The following is a 15,318-nucleotide window of genomic DNA, read 5'->3' as shown; positions in this document are numbered from 1 at the left end:
GCCGCTCAGGTGACGGTGAATCGCACCGAGTGCCAGCCGCTGGCACCGTCGGGGGCGGGATTCGCCCGCTGATCGGTCTGCACCTCGCCCTCCCCGTCGGTCGCGCGCACCGAGACCGTATGCTCGCCCGGAGCGGCGTCCTCCCAGCGCAGCGACCACTGCACCCAGGTGTCCGCGGTGACCTCGGCCCCGAGCTCGGCCGGTCGCCACTCCCCGTCGTCGATCCGCACCTCGACCGCGGCGATGCCGCGCTGCTGCGCCCAGGCGGTCCCGCCCAGCATCACCGCGCCGTCGGGGTCCGGATCGAGGTCGGCGAAGGAACGGGGCACGTCCACGCGCGAGGCGATCTTGATCGGGCCGCGCTCGGACCACCCGCGGGTGGACCAGTAGGCGACGTCGTCCGCGAAGCGGGTGACCTTGAGCTCCGTGAGCCACTTCGTCGCCGAGACGTAGCCGTACAGTCCCGGCACCACCATCCGCACCGGGTAGCCGTGCTCGGCCGGCAGCGGCTCGCCGTTCATGCCGACGGCGATCAGCGACTCGCGCTCGTCGGTGAGAGCCTCGAGCGGGGTGGAAGCCGTGAACCCGTCGATCGAGCGGGAGAGGACCATGTCCGCGCCGTCCTTCACCCCGGCCCGCTCCAGCAGGGTCGCGACCGGCAGGCCGAGCCAGGTGGCGTTGCCCGCGAGGTCCCCGCCCACCGCATTGGAGACGCAGGTGAGCGTCACGTGCTTCTCGATCATCGGCTCGGCGAGCAGCTCCTCGAAGGTGAGGCGCAGCTCCTTCTCGACCAGACCGTGGACCCGCAGCTCCCAGGTGGTGGGATCCACGCGCGGCACCGCGAGGGCGGTGTCGATCCGGTAGAAGTCCCCGTTCGGGGTGAGGAAGGGCGGCATCCCCTCGAGCTCCACCTGCGCCTCGGCCGGGATCGAGTCTGCGGCGCGGCGGGGCGCGGGCAGCACGTACTGCGCGGCACGGCGCGCCGTCTCCCTGCTCGCGGAGACTCCGCGCGCCACGCCGGCGGCGATCACGGCCGCGACCCCGAGGCCGCCCACGCCGACCAGGGCGCGGCGCCGGGTCCATGCCCTGGTCGGCTCCCCGTCGGCCGCCGGCGCCGGGCCCTCCTCGAGACCGTCGACGGTGCGCAGCATCCACAGCAGGGCCGGCACCGCGAGCGCCGTGCCCAGCAGGGTGGGCAGGACGTCGAGGGCCGTGTTCTGGGCGCGGGTGAGCACGAGGACCATCGCGACGATGCCGAGGCCGGCCAGCAGCACGCCGGCGAGCCCTCGCCGTCGCGCGCCGAGCCGGCCGATCCCGGCGGTCACCGCGGCGTAGACGGCGATCATCGACGCGAACAGCACCACCTTGTCCCAGGTGCCGAACAGCGAGATGACCAGGTCCTTCACGGACGGCGGGACGATGTCCACGAAGGCCCCGCCCACCGCCACGAAGGGTGCCGAGGCCGCGCCGAAGCCGAGCGAGGCGACCTCCGCGACCGCCGCCAGCACGATCCCCGCGATGACGCCGCACAGAGCGGACCAGCGAGCGAGTGGTCGGGGCACGTCGCCGCGGCGCGAGGGTCCGGTCCTCTCGGCCATCACAGCTCACCCACCGCGACCACGGTCGGCGACGGCTGCGCGGAACCGCCGGCCGGTTCGATGCTGAGACCGAGGCTGGACCCCGCCGGGATCCCACCCGGACGCATCATCGGCGCGGCCGGGTCCTCCAGTACCCCGGCGCTCGCCGCCCCGGACGCGTCGATCATCCACAGCTGGTAGGTCTCGTCCTGGGGCAGCTCCGGGAGGCCCACGGGCTGCACGATCATCGCCTGCTCACCACGGGAGTACATCACCTCGAGCGAGCCGCCGTTCTCGGCGGGCACGGCGAGATGGGCGGCGTCGTCGGCCGACATGATGGCGGAGACCATCGCGCGCTCCTGGTCGCTCACGGCTTGTTCGGAGGCCATCGCCTCGAGGGAGGCGCGCGCCTCCTGCTGCGCCGTGCGCTCCGCGTTCCACAGCCCGGCACCCACGATCGTGGTCACCAGCAGCACGGCCGCGGCCGCCGCCGTCCAGCGGGAGCGGCGCACGCTCGCGCGGTACCGGTCCAGGGGGACGACCTGCGCCGACGGTGCGGTGCTCGGCGGTGCGGTGCTCGGCGCGGACGGGGGGGTCGAGATGGACGGGGGGGTCGAGGTGGACGGCGGAGCGTCCTCGACGACCGGATCCTCCTCCTCCGGCAGCGGCGAGAGCTGACGGGTGGTCGCGATGCGCCCCATCACCGCGGCCTTGAGCGCGGGCGGCGGGGCCAGGGGCGTCACGCTCGTGGCCAGCTCTCCGGCGGTCTCCTCGAAGGCGCGCGCCTCCGCGGCGGCCTCGGGATCCTTCGCGAGGTAGCGCCGCACCTGCTCGCGCTCCTCCGCATCCAGGGCGTTCAGCGCCCACGCGCCGGTCATGCCGTGCTCGTTCTCGCTCATGAGGTCACCCCCAGCCTGTCCCGCAGGACGATCATCCCGTCTCGGATACGAGTCTTCGCCGTCCCGACGGGGATGTCGAGCAGGGCCGCGACCTCGCGGTGGCTGTACCCACCGAAATAGGCAAGCCGGATGGCCTCGGCCTGCAGGGTCGTCAGGGCTCGCATCGCCGTCTCCACTCGCTGGCTCTCGACCCGCATGATCCCCTCCTCCTGGACGTCCACGACCTGCTCCTCGAGGCGCCACCGCCCGTCGGCGTCGTCCCGCCGACGCGCCGCCTCGCTCGATCTCACCGTGTCCACCGCGCGGCGGTGGGCGATGGTGCACAGCCAGCCCCGGGCGGAGCCGCGGTGCGCGTCGAAGCGGGTGGCCTGCCGCCAGATCTCCACGAACACCTCCTGCAGCACCTCCTCGCTGATCGCGACGTCCCGCACCACGCGGCGGATCAGGCCGAACAGCATCGGGGCGGAGTCGTCGTACAGCCGCGAGAACGCCTCCTCGTCGCCGAGGGCGACGCGGTGCAGCAGCTCGGCGGGCGCGGCCGGGACCGGCCCGTCACCGCGCAGAGGGCGCAGCTCGGGGCCGTGGCGCTCACGCGCCGATTCGGCCGGGATGGGCTCGGGAGGCATGCAGGCTCCTTCGATGGGAGCCCCGACGGGCGGTGGCGGACCGTTCAGCCCTCACCGCCCGGACGGGGCGACAGTGCAGTCTCCCGCCGCTCAGCCCTGTTCCGCCATGCTCGGCGGCATCAGAACGGTATCGATGAGGTAGACGGTCGCGTTCTGGGTCGTCACACCGCCGCAGATCACTGCGGCGCCGTCGACCATCAGGTCATCGCCCTCGCCCGTCACCTCGAGCTCCTCGCCCTGCACCGTGGTGTGGGTGCCGGCGACCTCGTCGGGGGAGAGCTGACCGGGCACCACGTGGTAGGTCAGCACGCCGGAGAGGGCGTCGGAATCGGCGGCCAGGGCCGAGAGGTCCGCCTCGGGAACGGCCGCGAAGGCGTCGTCGACCGGAGCGAAGACGGTGAACTCGTCGCCGTCCAGGGTGTCGGCGAGATTCACGTCAGGGTTCAGCTCACCCGAGACGGCCGAGGTGAGGGTGGTGAGCATGGGGTTGTTCGAGGCGGCGACGCTGACCGGATCCTGGGCCATGCCCTCCACCGAGCCGGCGCCGTCGGGCACCATCGCGGCGTAGTCCTCGCAGCCGGCGCCCACGAGGTTCGCGGCCGGATCCATGGCCGCGTCATCGCTGCTCTCGCCGCCGTCGTCGGAGGCCATGGCGCCGTCCTCGGTCTGCTCGGCGGCGGGCTGACCGCCCTCGGGGGCCGGCTGGTCCTCGGTCATCCCGCCGGAGCAGGCGCTCATCAGCGCGACCGTTGCGGCCAGGACCCCGAGACGGGGAAGAATAGTGCGAGTGTTCATGGCGATCTCCTAGAAGAAGCTGCGGCCGCGCCCGAGGTCCGGACGCCGAATGTTCCCGGGAAGGGAAGTCACACGGAGAGTTCGGCGCCCGGACGGAAGTGGATTGGTGCAGATGCGGAACGGTGCGGATCGCGGGTGGCCGCGAGGGGCGGAGCCCGACGAGGCGTGCGCACCGTGGGCCGGGGGCGGCCTGCGTTCCTGTGACCTCGCGAACACCCGCCCGGACCGGTTGGACGCGACGGCCTGCGGCGCGGTAGCGTAGTCCGTCGGTGGATGACACCGGTGCAGACCGGAGTCCAGCACCCCTCGGGCCTATAGCTCAGTCGGTTAGAGCGCTGTCCTGATAAGACAGAGGTCACTGGTTCAAGTCCAGTTAGGCCCACTTCGAGGATCGGAGGAACTCATGAAGAAGTTCATCACCGCAGCCGTGGTCGTCGTGACCACGTCCGTCGCGGGGATCCTCACCTGGCGGAAGGTCGAATCCGACCGGTTCCGCAACGATCTGTGGACCGAGGCGGAGCGAGTCTCCGCCGAGCAGGACGAGGTCGCCGCGGCACAGCCCGCACGCCACGCCTGACAACCACATACGGGGACTTAGCTCAGTTGGTAGAGCGGTAGCTTTGCAAGCTTCAGGTCAGGGGTTCGACCCCCCTAGTCTCCACCCGGTATGACGGAAAGGCCCCCTCCCGCTCAGGGAGGGGGCCTCTCCTCGTATTTGTGCTGGTCATGCCAGAATCCCTGAGTGCGAACCCATTGATGGCAGCGGAGGCGAGGTCGTAGCGTTCCGGGCTCGCGACCCAAGGGCACGACGCTCTCGTACCAGTGGAAGGCCAATGGCGTCGCGATCAAGGGCGCGACCAAGTCGTCCATGACCGTCACGCCGTCGCTGCAGGGCAAGCGCCTCACGGTGACCGTTACAGGCAAACTGACCGGCTACACCGCCGTCTCGTACACTTCGGGCACCTCGAAGCCCGTCGCCGCTGGCGTCCTGACGACCACGACCCCGAAGGTCAGCGGCACCGCGAAGGTGGGCACGAAACTCACGGCCGCACCTGGCACCTGGACAAAGGGCACCAGACTCTCGTACCAGTGGAAGGCGAACGGCAAGTCGATCAAGACCGCGACGAAGTCGACCTACACCCCCTCGGCATCCACCCTCGGCAAGCGTATTACCGTGACCGCCAAGGGTCCAAGGGCGGGTACTCGACCGTCTCGAAGACGTCGACGGCGACCTCGAAGGTCACCCGCGCCACGCTACGGTCGGTGATCCCGAAGGTCTCGGGGTCGGTTCGGGTCGGCTCGAAACTGACCGCGAAGGCCGGCAGCTGGACCTCCGGCACGAAGCTCTTGCACCAGTGATACGCGAACGGCAAGCCCATCAAGGGGGCGACCAAGTCCACCCTCGTGCTGGAGTCGGCCCAGAACGGCAAGGCCATCACCGCCAAGGTCAAGGGGCAAAGAGCGGCTACCACCGTCTTGAAGACGTCTGGCAAGACGGCGAAGGTTCTTAGCCGGCGCTAAGCAAACCCTCCCGTCCGTCGACGGCTGGGAGCGATCGTGACTGCGATTGAGGAGCCCTCCAACATACAGCGCCCCGAGGATCGCCTCGGGGCGCTCGTCGTCGTACTGCCCATCAGAGGTGAGCTCAGGAAACCTCATCCGGCTCTACTCCGCGCCGGAATGCTTCGCGCGCATTCGCGAGGTTGAGCGGCTTGCCGTACACGCGGCTCGGGATCTCCTCGATCGGGAAGTCCCAGAGCATCCCGTAGCGGGTGAGGTACCAGCCCGCCCGAGTCACTGGCTGCTCCGTCTCGAGCTCGGGCGGCACAGACAGCACGTACCCCAGCAGCTGTCGGACCGTGTCGCCGGTCAGGACCGAGTTGGCCTGGGTGCCCCGCCTCGACTTCACTTCTATGAGCGTCCCGTCCAGCAACAGGTCGGCAGACCCATGCCCGCACTCGGGTTGGGTGATTGACCTCGTCAGCTGCGACGGCGCTGGGAGCACCTGTGTCGCGAGGTGCAGCATGTCGGCGACGGCTGAGATCTCGTCAGGGTCCGAGATCTCGAGCAGCTCACCAAGGTGGGAGGTGCCCAACAGGCTGTGGCGTCGCGCAGGGTCGTCGCAGAGCTCCGGGGCTCGCCCGGCGGCCGCGTGCAACCCGAGCACCATGCCGTGGCGGCTGAGGCCCGGCCGGTGCAGTGGTGAAGTACCAGTGGCTTGTCGGCGGCGCAGCGCAAAAGGGGGCGACCACAACGACCTTCACCGTTCCGAGCTCGGCCGTGGGCAAGAGCGTGTCGATCCGGTGCGTCATCACTGCTCGCGGATACCAGACTCTCGAGTTCACCGAGGAGTTCGAGTCCCGGATCACGCTACCGGGACTCTCCCCGTGGTTCTCATTCGGCGGAAGCGCTTACGGGTTCGACGGCCTGTATCACGTGGGTGCGCGGGTTACCGCTGCGCTCGACGGCGTGCCGAAGGGCGCACGGACGACGTACCAGTGGGGACTGAACGGCACGAACGTCAAGGGAGCAACGAAGTCGTACTTCGATATCCCCTTGTCGGCGGCGGGCAAGAAGCTCTCGCTGCGAACGGTCACCTCTGCCAAGGGTTACGAGGTCCATGAGACCGAGACGCTGGTCTCCAGCCGCCTGGCTCTCCGCGAGATGCGGCCCAGCATGACCTTTATCGGGGCCTCCGAAGCAATCGCGGGCGGGTACCTGTCCGCAGATCCGCGATCGATGCCGAGGGGCGCGAAGGTCACCTACCAGTGGCGGCTCGGTGGAGGAAACGTCAAGGGCGCGACCGATGCGTTCTTCAGCATCCCGGCATCAGCGGGAGGCAAGGAGCTGTCGGTCTCGGTCGTCGCCACCGCCACCGGATATATGCGGCTGGAGAGGGTGTTCTCGGCGGGCAAGGTCAAGGGGTCCACTGCGAAGACGCTGAAGGCTGCGACCCCGACGATCTCCGGCACTGCCCGCGTCGGCTCGAAGCTCACTGCGAAGGCGGGCAGTTGGAGCTCCGGGACGAAGCTGACCTACCAGTGGTCCGCGAGCGGCGTGGCGATCAAGGGCGCGACGAAGTCGACGTTCACGCTGACCTCTGCGCAGGCCGGCAAGACGGTCACTGTGACCGTGAGGGGCACCAAGAGCGGTTACACCTCGGCGTCGAAGAAGTCCAAGGCCACCGCCAAGGTCGCATGGCGGGCCCTGACGACCGCGACGCCGAAGATCTCCGGCACCGCCCGTGTCGGCTCGAAGCTGACCGCGAAGGCGGGCAGCTGGACCTCCGGGACCACGCTCTCGTACCAGTGGTACGCGAACGGGGTCGCGATCAAGGGAGCGACCAAGTCCACCCTCGTGCTGCCGAGCTCCGCGGTGGGCAAGCAGATCACCGTGAAGGTCACGGGCAGGAAGAGCGGCTACGCGACCGCCTCGAAGACCTCCGGCAAGACCGCGAAGGTAGCGGCCAAGAAGCGCTGAGCGGCCGCCTGAGCACTGACGAAACCCCGAGGGCCACCCCCTCGGGGCTTCGTTCTCTTCCCTGAAAATTCCGAGAGGAGGTCAACGTGCATGAAATCAACGTGCATGACGAGAACATGCGCTAGTCTCAGCCCACGGGGGGGGATGGGGTCTCGACGGTCCCCGTCGAATCGACGTATTTGCATTAGCGCCATATATCGCCTTCGACGATGAGGACCTTCAATGATTACGCGTAGAAGCATGTTGACCACCTCCGTAACTGCTGCAGGCGCAGTGATGTTAGGCGGGGGGATTGCTCGTGCAGAGGGGCCGCGAGACGAGTTCACACCTGATGCGGGTGACTGGCGGTGGGTGCTCGGGGAGTCGATGCTCGGCTCATCCCCTGATTTGTTTAATGTGACTCCGCTTAACGCGCATTCAGAGAATCCACTGGAGTGCTGGGAGTTCGGGGAGGGCGGGTATGCTGTCGTTGACCCCACCTCCGAGAGTTATCTGGAATTTTCCGACATCGCCCCGAGTCCTTTCCGTTTGACCGGCGGGGGTGACCGCATGTACCAGGGCCCCGGCCAGTTCTACTCGATTGGGCAGCAGCGAGCGCTAAATGTTCTCGACGGAGAGGTGACGGACCGCAAGATTGTCCAGGTTGCTTCTGCGGAGTTCTCGGCTATGTCACGCCACTTTGACTCCGCGAATCAGAAGTCACCGGAGGAGTCGAGCGAGCCGGGACAGGTGCGGCCAATGGCTAAGCCGGTTCCGCCCAAGGCTGGAGCTGTCAAAAAGCTGGTAACATCCTCGTCCCTCGTGACATCGTCCAGGGTCTACAAGAATTCCACGGGCACCTGTGGCTGGGTCGCCGGAAGCATTCTGACTCGTTATTGGCACGCGCGTATCACCAGCAAGGGGCTTCTGCCGAAGGCGTATCGTTCCGGAACCAATTTGACCTCGTCCCCCAACTTTGCGTCTCATCTCCAGAAGATCGCTAATGGGCGTAACTCGTCGTGGGCTCCCGATCTGGTGCGAGCGCTGGGCAAAAATGCCACAACCCAGAAGGTCGCAGTCAACTGTTACTATAATTGGGGCAACACGAACGTCAAGTCACAGATTAACGCCAACCATCCGGTTCTTCTTTTCGGTAGCCTCCCGAACGTGTCGGGGACCAAAAAGTCGAATCACGCTGTCGTCGCATTTGGCTTGGTCAAGAATGGCGACGCCATCGTCCACTATGGTTACTCGGGGTACTCGAAGGTCGTGCTCGCTGGCGCGCTCGTCGGCTCGAACACGAAGTTCTGGATCAAGTAGATGGGGGCTCGGATGCCCAGCAAGGTTCTCGATTGGGTCGCTCTCGCGGGTAGCCTTTCCGCGCTGGCGATTGCGGTGTTGCCTACTTACCGAGTGGAGTTCATGGCATCCCCTGTGAGTAGAGAGGTCTTTGTGGAGAATCACTCTTGGTTCTCCCCGATGATTCTGGGGTATGCCGACCCATTGCCGATGATTGTCGGTGTGGTGCTCGTTGCCGTGACTGTCTGTGCACTCCTGGGAGTCGTTGGACGTAGGCGGCCAGTGACCCTCCTTCTACTCTCCTGTCTTGCACTCGTGGTGATGGGCCTCGACTTCATCGTGTTTGGATCTGGCATATTCTTCGGGGATGCGGGCATTCGCGGAGTGGCAATCGGTGTGCCCGTTGGCGTTGCACTGGTAATCGTCGCCTCTCTTCTGTCAGTCCGGAACGCGCGGGGTACTTCCCAAGTACATCGTTCGCAGGTTCGCCCCAGCGTGCCGTCGTAATCAGGCGAGATGGCCGTGAAGAATCGCTGAGCGGCCGCCTGAGCACTGACGAAGCCCCGAGGGCCACCCCCCTCGGGGCTTCGTTCTGCCTGTCGGACCACCGGCGCACACTGAGCGCATGACGGCGGGCGAGATGATCCACGAGCACGACGGGCTGAAGGTCATCCCGCCACTGATCCGCACGAGCGATGGTTGGGTCCAGCAGTCACCGACGCCTTGCCCGCAATGTGGGGCCATAGCGCACCTGGTGGGCTGGCACGCCTGCAGCTGCCGCAGCGACACCCTCGCCCCTGGGCACCGCATCTGGATCTGCCGTCAGTGCGATCACCGCCGAGTGCTGGGGTGCCTCGGAGACTCAGGTCCGACACCTCTGCGGTGAGGGGTGGAGAAGCTTAAAGTCAGCGCTCCCAAACGAGTCATACCAGATCCTCCAAGAGGCTCCCTCATCATCTATGAAATCACGGCGCTCGTACATTTCTTCCCGATATTCCGAGTGATCCTCGAAGTGCCAAATCCCTCCGCTGGCCGCGCGACGTTCTCTCGCCACCCGGAATCCAGTGTTTCTGAGGCGCTCAGGGTGGGGGATTTCGATCTCAAGCAGCACATGCCAGATCAAAACATCTCCGATAGCCTCGGCAATGCTGTCGTCTCTTGGGTCCCAGCCGGCGGCGAGGCACCACCCAGCCCAGTAGCGAACTTGCAACTTGGTTGGTCGTCCTAAGGGCGTAGTACGTGATGCCGCGGCCCATAAAGCTGAGCCCAGATCGAGTGAAACGAACGGTTCGAGCTGGGCTGGGGTGGCCGCTCGCTGACTACGAGACGCCTCATTGATTTCTCGCATGAGGGTCCAGTCTCTGGAGACCTCATGGATCCATTTACACATGTGGGCGGGGTTGGTGCGGTCAAGCGTGGCGACGGAGAATTTCGGAAGCGCTTCATCTGGAAGAGTAAGGGGCATGTAACGATCCTTTAATGTATTATGTTGCTCGTGTGTGGCTGGCAGGAATTCGCGACTTGCTCTGACTAGTTAGTTCCTGTAAAGGTTCTTGCCCGCTTGACTCGATGACCGGTACTCAGCGGTGGGGTCGGTGTCATCTCTGGTGAGGCGAGTCGACCCGTAGGCCGCTCACGATGTGGCATATACGCACATCGACTGCTCCGTCTTGTGCGGCGTGGCCCGATGGTGTCAGCGGTGGTGCTATGTGTCAGATCCGGATCGGCCTGCTGCGTTGGGTTCTACAGTGCAGACCGGGGGGCGGGAGCGACGCCTGCGGTCATCGAGTGCCTGCGTTGTGAAAGCGGCTCAGACCGCAGGCGTGGGCGGCGCTCTTAGGCCTTCTCGGCATGCGCCACCAGTCTGAGGGCCCCGGAGATGTACTCGGCTGCGATCTCGCGCGCGTGAGCCATGAAGGATTCGGACTGGCCCTGGATGACGGGCACGCCCGCAGCGGCTTCCGCAGCCCAAGCTTGGACATCAACTCGGACGCGGGTCCTTCCGGTACGCTCCGCCTTTCTGCGGTGCTTGTCGATGACGCTGTGCGCGCTCTTGTCGATCATCTCGATGATTAGCTCGGCGCGCTTCGTTGGATCGAGCGAGCGGAAGCCCACGAGCTCGGCGTCCGCGAGCTCGGCAGCGTTGGTCTCGGCCTCGAGGAACTCTTCCGGGGTCTGGCACTTGGGGCACAGTAGGCCGACCAGAACTCCCATCTTGAAGTTCGCGTTCCACATCGTCGCGTCTGTGAGCTTCTCGGAGAAGGGGCGCATGCAACGTGCGTACTTATTGCGGGTGTTGGTTGCAAAGATCATCGTAGGTTTGCTTTCTCGTAGTGGTTCGACGTTTTGTCGCTCTTCGAGCTTCCCCCCGGAGCAGCTGTGCTGCTCCTTTGCTTGTCACTCGTCCTCGAGTAGCTCTGCTGCTCGCTGACTTGTCGCTCGTCATGCATTCCCCCGGAGCAGCTGTGCTGCTCCCCAGCCGGGCTGCGCCCGGCTACGCCCTCTTCGGGCCTTAGTCATCCATCGCTTCCCGAGACGGCGAAGGAGGTCACACTGCTGGTCAACAACGCGGGCATCTCGACCGGTGCCCGGCTGTCCACCGGGGATCTCGCGGAGATCCGCCGGGAGATGGGCACCCACTTCTGGGGAACCCTCGAGGTGATCCGCGCCTTCGCCCCGATCCTCGCGAGGGGCGGCGGCGGAGCGATCGTGAACGTGCTCTCGGCGCTGTCCTGGTTCGCCTCGCCAGGCGCCGGGTCCTATGCGGCCGCGAAGGCCGCGGAGTGGAACATGACCAACGGGGTGCGTCTCGAGCTCGCCGGCCAGGGGACGCTCGTCCAGGGAGTCTTCCTCGGTGCGGCGGACACCGACATCGCCGCCGGCTACGACGGACCGAAGATCGACCCCCGCGAGGTGCCGCGCCGCTCCATGGACGGCCTGCTCGACGACCGGATCGAGGTCGTCGTCGACGAGTGGAGCGCGATGGTCAAGGAGTCCCTGAGCCAGGATCCGGCGCCGTTCTACGCGCGCATGACGGATCTGCTCGGCGCCTCCTGAGGTGGCCGATCGGGGTCATGCTGCCGGTCCGGCAGGATGGCCCCATGCTCACCCTCACCCTCGACGGCTCCCGCATCCATGACATCCGGGGCCTGTACGACGAGCTGAACCGGGTGTTCATGGTCGGTGAGGACTGGCGCCTCGGCCAGAGCCTGGATGCGCTCGACGACCTCCTGCACGGCGGTTACGGCGCGCTGCACGGCCACGACGGGGCCCGCGTGGTGCTCAGCGACCACCACCGGGTGCGGGAGGCGCTGGGCCTCGAGACCACCCGCGAGTACCTCCGGGCGAAGCTCGAGCAGCCGGGGACCTTCAGCGCGACGCTGTTCCAGGAGCGGCTCGACCGCCTCGAGGCCGAGGGCGGCCCCACCTACTTCGAAACCGTGCTGGAGATCTTCGCCGAGCATCCGAGGATCGAGCTCGTGCTCGCCTGAGGGCTCACCCGGTGCGCAACGAGCTGAACAGCAGACTGGTCTGCGTGGAGCGCACGCCGGGGATCGCACGGATGCGCTCGAGCACCCGGTCGAACTCGGCGAGGTTCCGCGCGCGCAGCTGGATCACCAGGTCCCAGGTGCCGGTCGTGGAGTGGAGGTCCTCGATCTCGGGGTAGCCGTGGATCTCGCGCACGATGTCGTGGCTGCTGCGCGTCTCGGTCGCCACGAGCATCACGCCGCGCACCGAGTCCTCCTCGACGTCGCTGCTCACCCGGATCGTGAATCCCTCGATGACCCCGGAGTCCACGAGACGGTCGATCCGGGCCGTGACGGTGGAGCGATTGATGCCGAGCTCGCGCGCCAGGACCGCCACCGGGGTGCGGCTGTTGGAGCGCAGAAGGGCGATGAGTCGGTAGTCCAGGTCGTCGAGCACGCAGAAAGCGTACTGCCGCTCAGCAGAGTGCGGGAGCAACGCGCCGATGTGCCGCATCCCGCCGATTGCGGCACCGCATCGACAGTCTCTACAGTCCCTCTTGGCCCAGGTGAGGGCATGGTTCCGGGAGTATTTCCCGCTGATGTGCAAGGTGGCGAGAAGTGCTCGATGTGTCCGTCCTGCCCGCGTTCCTGCTCGCGGTCGCAGTCATCCTGGTGACCCCTGGCCCGGACATGGCCTTCATGATCGCGACCGGCATCAACCAGGGCCGCGGCGCGGCCGTGCGCGGCGCCTTCGGGGTGACCACCGCGATGACCGTCTGGGTGCTCCTCGCCGCGACCGGGCTCGGGGTGGCGCTGACCCAGCTGCCGTCGGCCCTGGACGCGATCCGCATCGCCGGCGCTGCCTACCTGCTCGTGCTCGCCGCGACCACCTGGCGCCACGCGGGCGCCGAGATCGCCGACGTGCACACCGTTCCCAACGTGTTCCGGCGCGGTTTCCTCGTGAACATCACCAACCCCAAGATCGCCCTGTTCTTCGTCGCGTTCCTGCCCCAGTTCCTCGGCACCACGACGGATCGGCCCTTCGCGCAGATCCTCATGCTGGGCCTGCTGCTCCAGCTCACCGGACTCGCCGCCGACCTCGCGATCGGCAGCGCCGCCGGGCTGTTCCGCGACGCCGTGCTGTCCCGGCCGCGGGTCCGCATGGCCCTGGACGGCGCCGCCGGCACCGTGTACGGAGCGCTCGCAGTGCTCCTCCTGGTCGGCGTCGCACGGGAGTGAGCTGGGCCGGCGAGGTCAGGCCGGCTTCGTGGCCTTCCCGTCGAGCCACAGCGTGTCCGAGGCATCGCTGTGGGAGCCGCCGGAGTCCACGTGCTTCGCATCGATGCTCGGTCCCTTCTTGATGACGTGCACCATCGCCATCCCGTGACCCCGGCCCAGACCGTAGTCGGTCTTCAGCCAGTCCAGGATCACCCCGGCCTTCACCGAGGGGTCGTCGTACCCGCGCGACTGCGCGATCTCGAGCAGCGCCCGCGGCGTGAGCCCGGACGTGTCCTCGACAGCGTCGAGATAGGCCTGGAAGGACATCGTCGTTCCTCTCCGGAGGGGAGCGCCGCGCGGCGCTCGATGGGAGCACCGTACTGCGCGGAGTGCGCGATGTTCCCGGGGCGGGCCGATCAGCTCGAGGGGGCGATCTCCTCGATGACCTCGTCGAGGATCTCGGCGGTGTCCTGCAGCCGCGCGATCTCGCGGCCCAGCCGGGCGCGATGCTCGCTCAGCGCCGTGATCTCCGCACCGTTCTCCGCCGACGGGGCGAGCAGGCACGGCAGGACGGGTGCGATGTCGCGGCTGGAGAGGCCGGCGGCGAAGAGGCGCTGGACCAGCAGCACCCGATCGACGGACTCCGCGTCGAAGCGGCGGTGCCCGGCGGCGGTGCGATGCGGGGTCAGCAGGCCCTGCTCCTCGTAGTAGCGCAGGGAGCGGGGGCTCACACCGGTGCGAGCGGCGAGCTCGCCGATGCTCCATCGGCCCTCGAGCGAGGGCCTCACAGCGGTGTCAACAGCGGTCATGGGGGAACTCTACGGCTCCGGCCCCTGATGAGCGTGCAGGTCAGGGGTGTGTCGTGCCCCTGACATCGATGTGAGGAGGGGAGACTGCGTGCGGGGCTCAGTCCAGCGGGTTCGGCTGGATCGGCAGGGCCTCGATGATCGGGTGGTCCTTGTCGATCACGCCCATCTTGGCCGCGCCGCCGGGCGCTCCGAGCTCGTCGAAGAAGCCGACGTTCGCCGTGTAGTACTCGGCCCACTCGTCCGGGGTGTCGTCCTCGTAGAAGATCGCCTCGACCGGGCAGACGGGTTCGCAGGCCCCGCAGTCCACGCACTCGTCGGGCTGGATGTAGAGCATCCGACTGCCCTCGTAGATGCAGTCGACGGGGCATTCGTCGACGCAGGCGCGGTCCTTGACGTCCACGCACGGCAGGGCGATCACATAGGTCACGGGGAGTCCTTCCTGGCTGGCTCCGACGAGCGTAGGATCTCAACCGCACTTGAGGTCAAGGAGGGTGTCGTGAACGCACCGCATGAACCCGACGAGCTGCTCACCATCGGGGGGATGAGCGCCCGCACCGGCGTCGCGGCCTCGGCGCTGCGCTACTACGAGGAGCTGGGGCTCATCGGGTCGGTGCGCACCGGAGGCAACCAGCGGCGCTACGCGCGGCACATGCTGCGTCGCGTCTCGCTGGTCTCCGTGGCCAAGCGCCTGGGCATACCTCTCACCGATGTGAAGGATGCCTTCGGCGACGTGCCGATGGACCGCACCCCCACCCATGCCGAGTGGCAGAAGGCCTCCCGTCGCTGGAAGGCCAAGCTCGAGGAGCGGCGTCGCGCGATCGAACGCCTCGAGTACGAGCTCACCGGCTGCATCGGCTGCGGCTGCCTGTCGCTCAAGGCCTGCGCGCTGCTGAACCCCGACGACGCCCTCGCCGAGGCCGGTCCCGGTCCCCGGCGTCTGGCGGAGATCCCCGAGGAGGAGGGGGAGCTCTGAGCGGTGGGCCCGCGCGGGGCGGGGGCGTCGGGTGCTGTGCCGGGGCTCTCGGTGGTGTGCGGTCCGGTGGGTTCGTCGCGGTGCGTCGGCGGATTCGTGATCCCGGATGACGCAGGGCTTGACCTCAAGGGTGCTTGAGGTCCTATGGTCGAGTCATCGACCCGGCGGAGGCCGCCGGGACCGTTCGACGAAAGGA

18 protein-coding genes and 2 tRNA genes are annotated in these 15,318 nt (G+C 67.4%); 9 read left to right on the top strand and 11 right to left on the bottom strand.

The annotated features are described in order from the left end of the window. Window positions 1–5 precede the first annotated feature (5 nt). From CFK41_RS17400 to CFK41_RS17385, 4 genes are all read right to left on the bottom strand, one after another. The gene (locus CFK41_RS17400; RefSeq protein WP_096800819.1) at window positions 6–1,598 is read right to left on the bottom strand and encodes a molybdopterin-dependent oxidoreductase; all 1,593 of its coding nucleotides are present in this window, start codon (window positions 1,596–1,598) and stop codon (window positions 6–8) included. Then, a complete protein-coding gene (locus tag CFK41_RS17395; RefSeq protein WP_096800818.1) occupies window positions 1,598–2,476 on the bottom strand; it encodes an anti-sigma factor domain-containing protein in 879 nt (292 codons plus the stop codon). The genes CFK41_RS17400 and CFK41_RS17395 overlap by 1 nt, the downstream gene beginning before the upstream one ends. Then, entirely contained in the window at window positions 2,473–3,102 is a 630-nt protein-coding gene (gene sigK, locus CFK41_RS17390) for an ECF RNA polymerase sigma factor SigK (RefSeq protein WP_096800817.1), read from the bottom strand. The genes CFK41_RS17395 and sigK overlap by 4 nt, the downstream gene beginning before the upstream one ends. A gap of 90 nt (window positions 3,103–3,192) precedes the next feature. Continuing rightward, window positions 3,193–3,897 (bottom strand): fasciclin domain-containing protein, encoded by a 705-nt coding sequence (locus CFK41_RS17385; RefSeq protein WP_096800816.1) that lies wholly within the window; start codon window positions 3,895–3,897, stop codon window positions 3,193–3,195. A 308-nt stretch (window positions 3,898–4,205) separates the two neighbouring features. Here CFK41_RS17385 and CFK41_RS17380 point away from each other — a divergent pair. The 3 genes from CFK41_RS17380 to CFK41_RS17370 all read left to right on the top strand — a co-directional run bounded on the left by CFK41_RS17380 (window position 4,206) and on the right by CFK41_RS17370 (window position 4,558). After that, a tRNA-Ile gene (locus CFK41_RS17380) sits at window positions 4,206–4,279 on the top strand. A 21-nt stretch (window positions 4,280–4,300) separates the two neighbouring features. Then, entirely contained in the window at window positions 4,301–4,474 is a 174-nt protein-coding gene (locus tag CFK41_RS18025; RefSeq protein WP_096800815.1) for a DLW-39 family protein, read from the top strand. A gap of 11 nt (window positions 4,475–4,485) precedes the next feature. Further along, window positions 4,486–4,558, top strand: a tRNA-Ala gene (locus CFK41_RS17370). Window positions 4,559–5,066: 508 nt separating this feature from the next. Here CFK41_RS17370 and CFK41_RS17360 read toward each other — a convergent pair. Both CFK41_RS17360 and CFK41_RS17355 read right to left on the bottom strand, forming a co-directional pair. Beyond that, entirely contained in the window at window positions 5,067–5,390 is a 324-nt protein-coding gene (locus CFK41_RS17360; RefSeq protein WP_151904799.1) for a hypothetical protein, read from the bottom strand. 152 nt (window positions 5,391–5,542) lie between these two features. Continuing rightward, window positions 5,543–6,067 (bottom strand): hypothetical protein, encoded by a 525-nt coding sequence (locus CFK41_RS17355; protein ID WP_151904798.1) that lies wholly within the window; start codon window positions 6,065–6,067, stop codon window positions 5,543–5,545. Between the two features lie 32 nt (window positions 6,068–6,099). Here CFK41_RS17355 and CFK41_RS17350 point away from each other — a divergent pair, with 32 nt between their 5' ends. Further along, entirely contained in the window at window positions 6,100–7,377 is a 1,278-nt protein-coding gene (locus CFK41_RS17350) for a hypothetical protein (protein ID WP_151904797.1), read from the top strand. Between the two features lie 240 nt (window positions 7,378–7,617). Further along, window positions 7,618–8,676 carry a hypothetical protein gene (locus tag CFK41_RS17850; protein ID WP_151904796.1) on the top strand — a complete coding sequence of 353 codons (1,059 nt, stop codon included), beginning with the start codon at window positions 7,618–7,620 and terminating at the stop codon, window positions 8,674–8,676. Between the two features lie 1,815 nt (window positions 8,677–10,491). Here the strand turns inward: CFK41_RS17850 and CFK41_RS17345 are convergent. Next, a complete protein-coding gene (locus CFK41_RS17345; protein ID WP_096800810.1) occupies window positions 10,492–10,926 on the bottom strand; it encodes a hypothetical protein in 435 nt (144 codons plus the stop codon). Window positions 10,927–11,082: 156 nt separating this feature from the next. Between CFK41_RS17345 and CFK41_RS17340 the strand changes: the two genes are divergently transcribed. Next, window positions 11,083–11,712, top strand: coding sequence for an SDR family NAD(P)-dependent oxidoreductase (locus CFK41_RS17340; RefSeq protein ID WP_096800809.1), 630 nt, complete (start codon window positions 11,083–11,085; stop codon window positions 11,710–11,712). A gap of 44 nt (window positions 11,713–11,756) precedes the next feature. Then, on the top strand, window positions 11,757–12,146 hold the full coding sequence (locus CFK41_RS17335) for a barstar family protein (protein ID WP_096800808.1): 390 nt from the start codon (window positions 11,757–11,759) through the stop codon (window positions 12,144–12,146). Between the two features lie 4 nt (window positions 12,147–12,150). On the opposite strand, the gene CFK41_RS17330 is transcribed toward CFK41_RS17335, so the two are convergent. Next, window positions 12,151–12,579, bottom strand: coding sequence for an Lrp/AsnC family transcriptional regulator (locus CFK41_RS17330; RefSeq protein WP_096800807.1), 429 nt, complete (start codon window positions 12,577–12,579; stop codon window positions 12,151–12,153). Window positions 12,580–12,740: 161 nt separating this feature from the next. Here CFK41_RS17330 and CFK41_RS17325 point away from each other — a divergent pair, with 161 nt between their 5' ends. After that, complete coding sequence (locus tag CFK41_RS17325; RefSeq protein ID WP_096800806.1) at window positions 12,741–13,361, top strand: LysE family translocator; 621 nt, start codon at window positions 12,741–12,743, stop codon at window positions 13,359–13,361. A 15-nt stretch (window positions 13,362–13,376) separates the two neighbouring features. On the opposite strand, the gene CFK41_RS17320 is transcribed toward CFK41_RS17325, so the two are convergent. The 3 genes from CFK41_RS17320 to fdxA all read right to left on the bottom strand — a co-directional run bounded on the left by CFK41_RS17320 (window position 13,377) and on the right by fdxA (window position 14,576). After that, complete coding sequence (locus CFK41_RS17320; RefSeq protein WP_096800805.1) at window positions 13,377–13,667, bottom strand: DUF4287 domain-containing protein; 291 nt, start codon at window positions 13,665–13,667, stop codon at window positions 13,377–13,379. 89 nt (window positions 13,668–13,756) lie between these two features. Further along, a complete protein-coding gene (locus tag CFK41_RS17315; protein WP_096800804.1) occupies window positions 13,757–14,149 on the bottom strand; it encodes a MerR family transcriptional regulator in 393 nt (130 codons plus the stop codon). Between the two features lie 97 nt (window positions 14,150–14,246). Continuing rightward, window positions 14,247–14,576: a ferredoxin gene (gene fdxA / locus CFK41_RS17310; RefSeq protein ID WP_096800803.1), complete on the bottom strand. Its 330-nt coding sequence runs from the start codon at window positions 14,574–14,576 to the stop codon at window positions 14,247–14,249. A gap of 69 nt (window positions 14,577–14,645) precedes the next feature. Here fdxA and soxR point away from each other — a divergent pair, with 69 nt between their 5' ends. Then, window positions 14,646–15,122 (top strand): redox-sensitive transcriptional activator SoxR, encoded by a 477-nt coding sequence (gene soxR / locus CFK41_RS17305; RefSeq protein WP_096800802.1) that lies wholly within the window; start codon window positions 14,646–14,648, stop codon window positions 15,120–15,122. Window positions 15,123–15,318: the final 196 nt, after the last annotated feature.

Source organism: Brachybacterium ginsengisoli, from assembly GCF_002407065.1.
Classification (GTDB): domain Bacteria; phylum Actinomycetota; class Actinomycetes; order Actinomycetales; family Dermabacteraceae; genus Brachybacterium; species Brachybacterium ginsengisoli.
The sequence above is the reverse complement of the archived record's forward strand: the minus strand, read 5'-3'. Positions and strand labels throughout refer to the sequence as shown.

Coding starts and splice junctions, on each gene's coding strand:
- CFK41_RS17400 (WP_096800819.1), bottom strand. CDS start 1,598: ATGGCCGAGAGGACCGGACCCTCGCGCCGCGGCGACGTGCCCCGACCA.
- CFK41_RS17395 (WP_096800818.1), bottom strand. CDS start 2,476: ATGAGCGAGAACGAGCACGGCATGACCGGCGCGTGGGCGCTGAACGCC.
- sigK (WP_096800817.1), bottom strand. CDS start 3,102: ATGCCTCCCGAGCCCATCCCGGCCGAATCGGCGCGTGAGCGCCACGGC.
- CFK41_RS17385 (WP_096800816.1), bottom strand. CDS start 3,897: ATGAACACTCGCACTATTCTTCCCCGTCTCGGGGTCCTGGCCGCAACG.
- CFK41_RS18025 (WP_096800815.1), top strand. CDS start 4,301: ATGAAGAAGTTCATCACCGCAGCCGTGGTCGTCGTGACCACGTCCGTC.
- CFK41_RS17355 (WP_151904798.1), bottom strand. CDS start 6,067: ATGGTGCTCGGGTTGCACGCGGCCGCCGGGCGAGCCCCGGAGCTCTGC.
- CFK41_RS17850 (WP_151904796.1), top strand. CDS start 7,618: ATGTTGACCACCTCCGTAACTGCTGCAGGCGCAGTGATGTTAGGCGGG.
- CFK41_RS17345 (WP_096800810.1), bottom strand. CDS start 10,926: ATGCGCCCCTTCTCCGAGAAGCTCACAGACGCGACGATGTGGAACGCG.
- CFK41_RS17335 (WP_096800808.1), top strand. CDS start 11,757: ATGCTCACCCTCACCCTCGACGGCTCCCGCATCCATGACATCCGGGGC.
- CFK41_RS17320 (WP_096800805.1), bottom strand. CDS start 13,667: ATGTCCTTCCAGGCCTATCTCGACGCTGTCGAGGACACGTCCGGGCTC.
- CFK41_RS17315 (WP_096800804.1), bottom strand. CDS start 14,149: ATGACCGCTGTTGACACCGCTGTGAGGCCCTCGCTCGAGGGCCGATGG.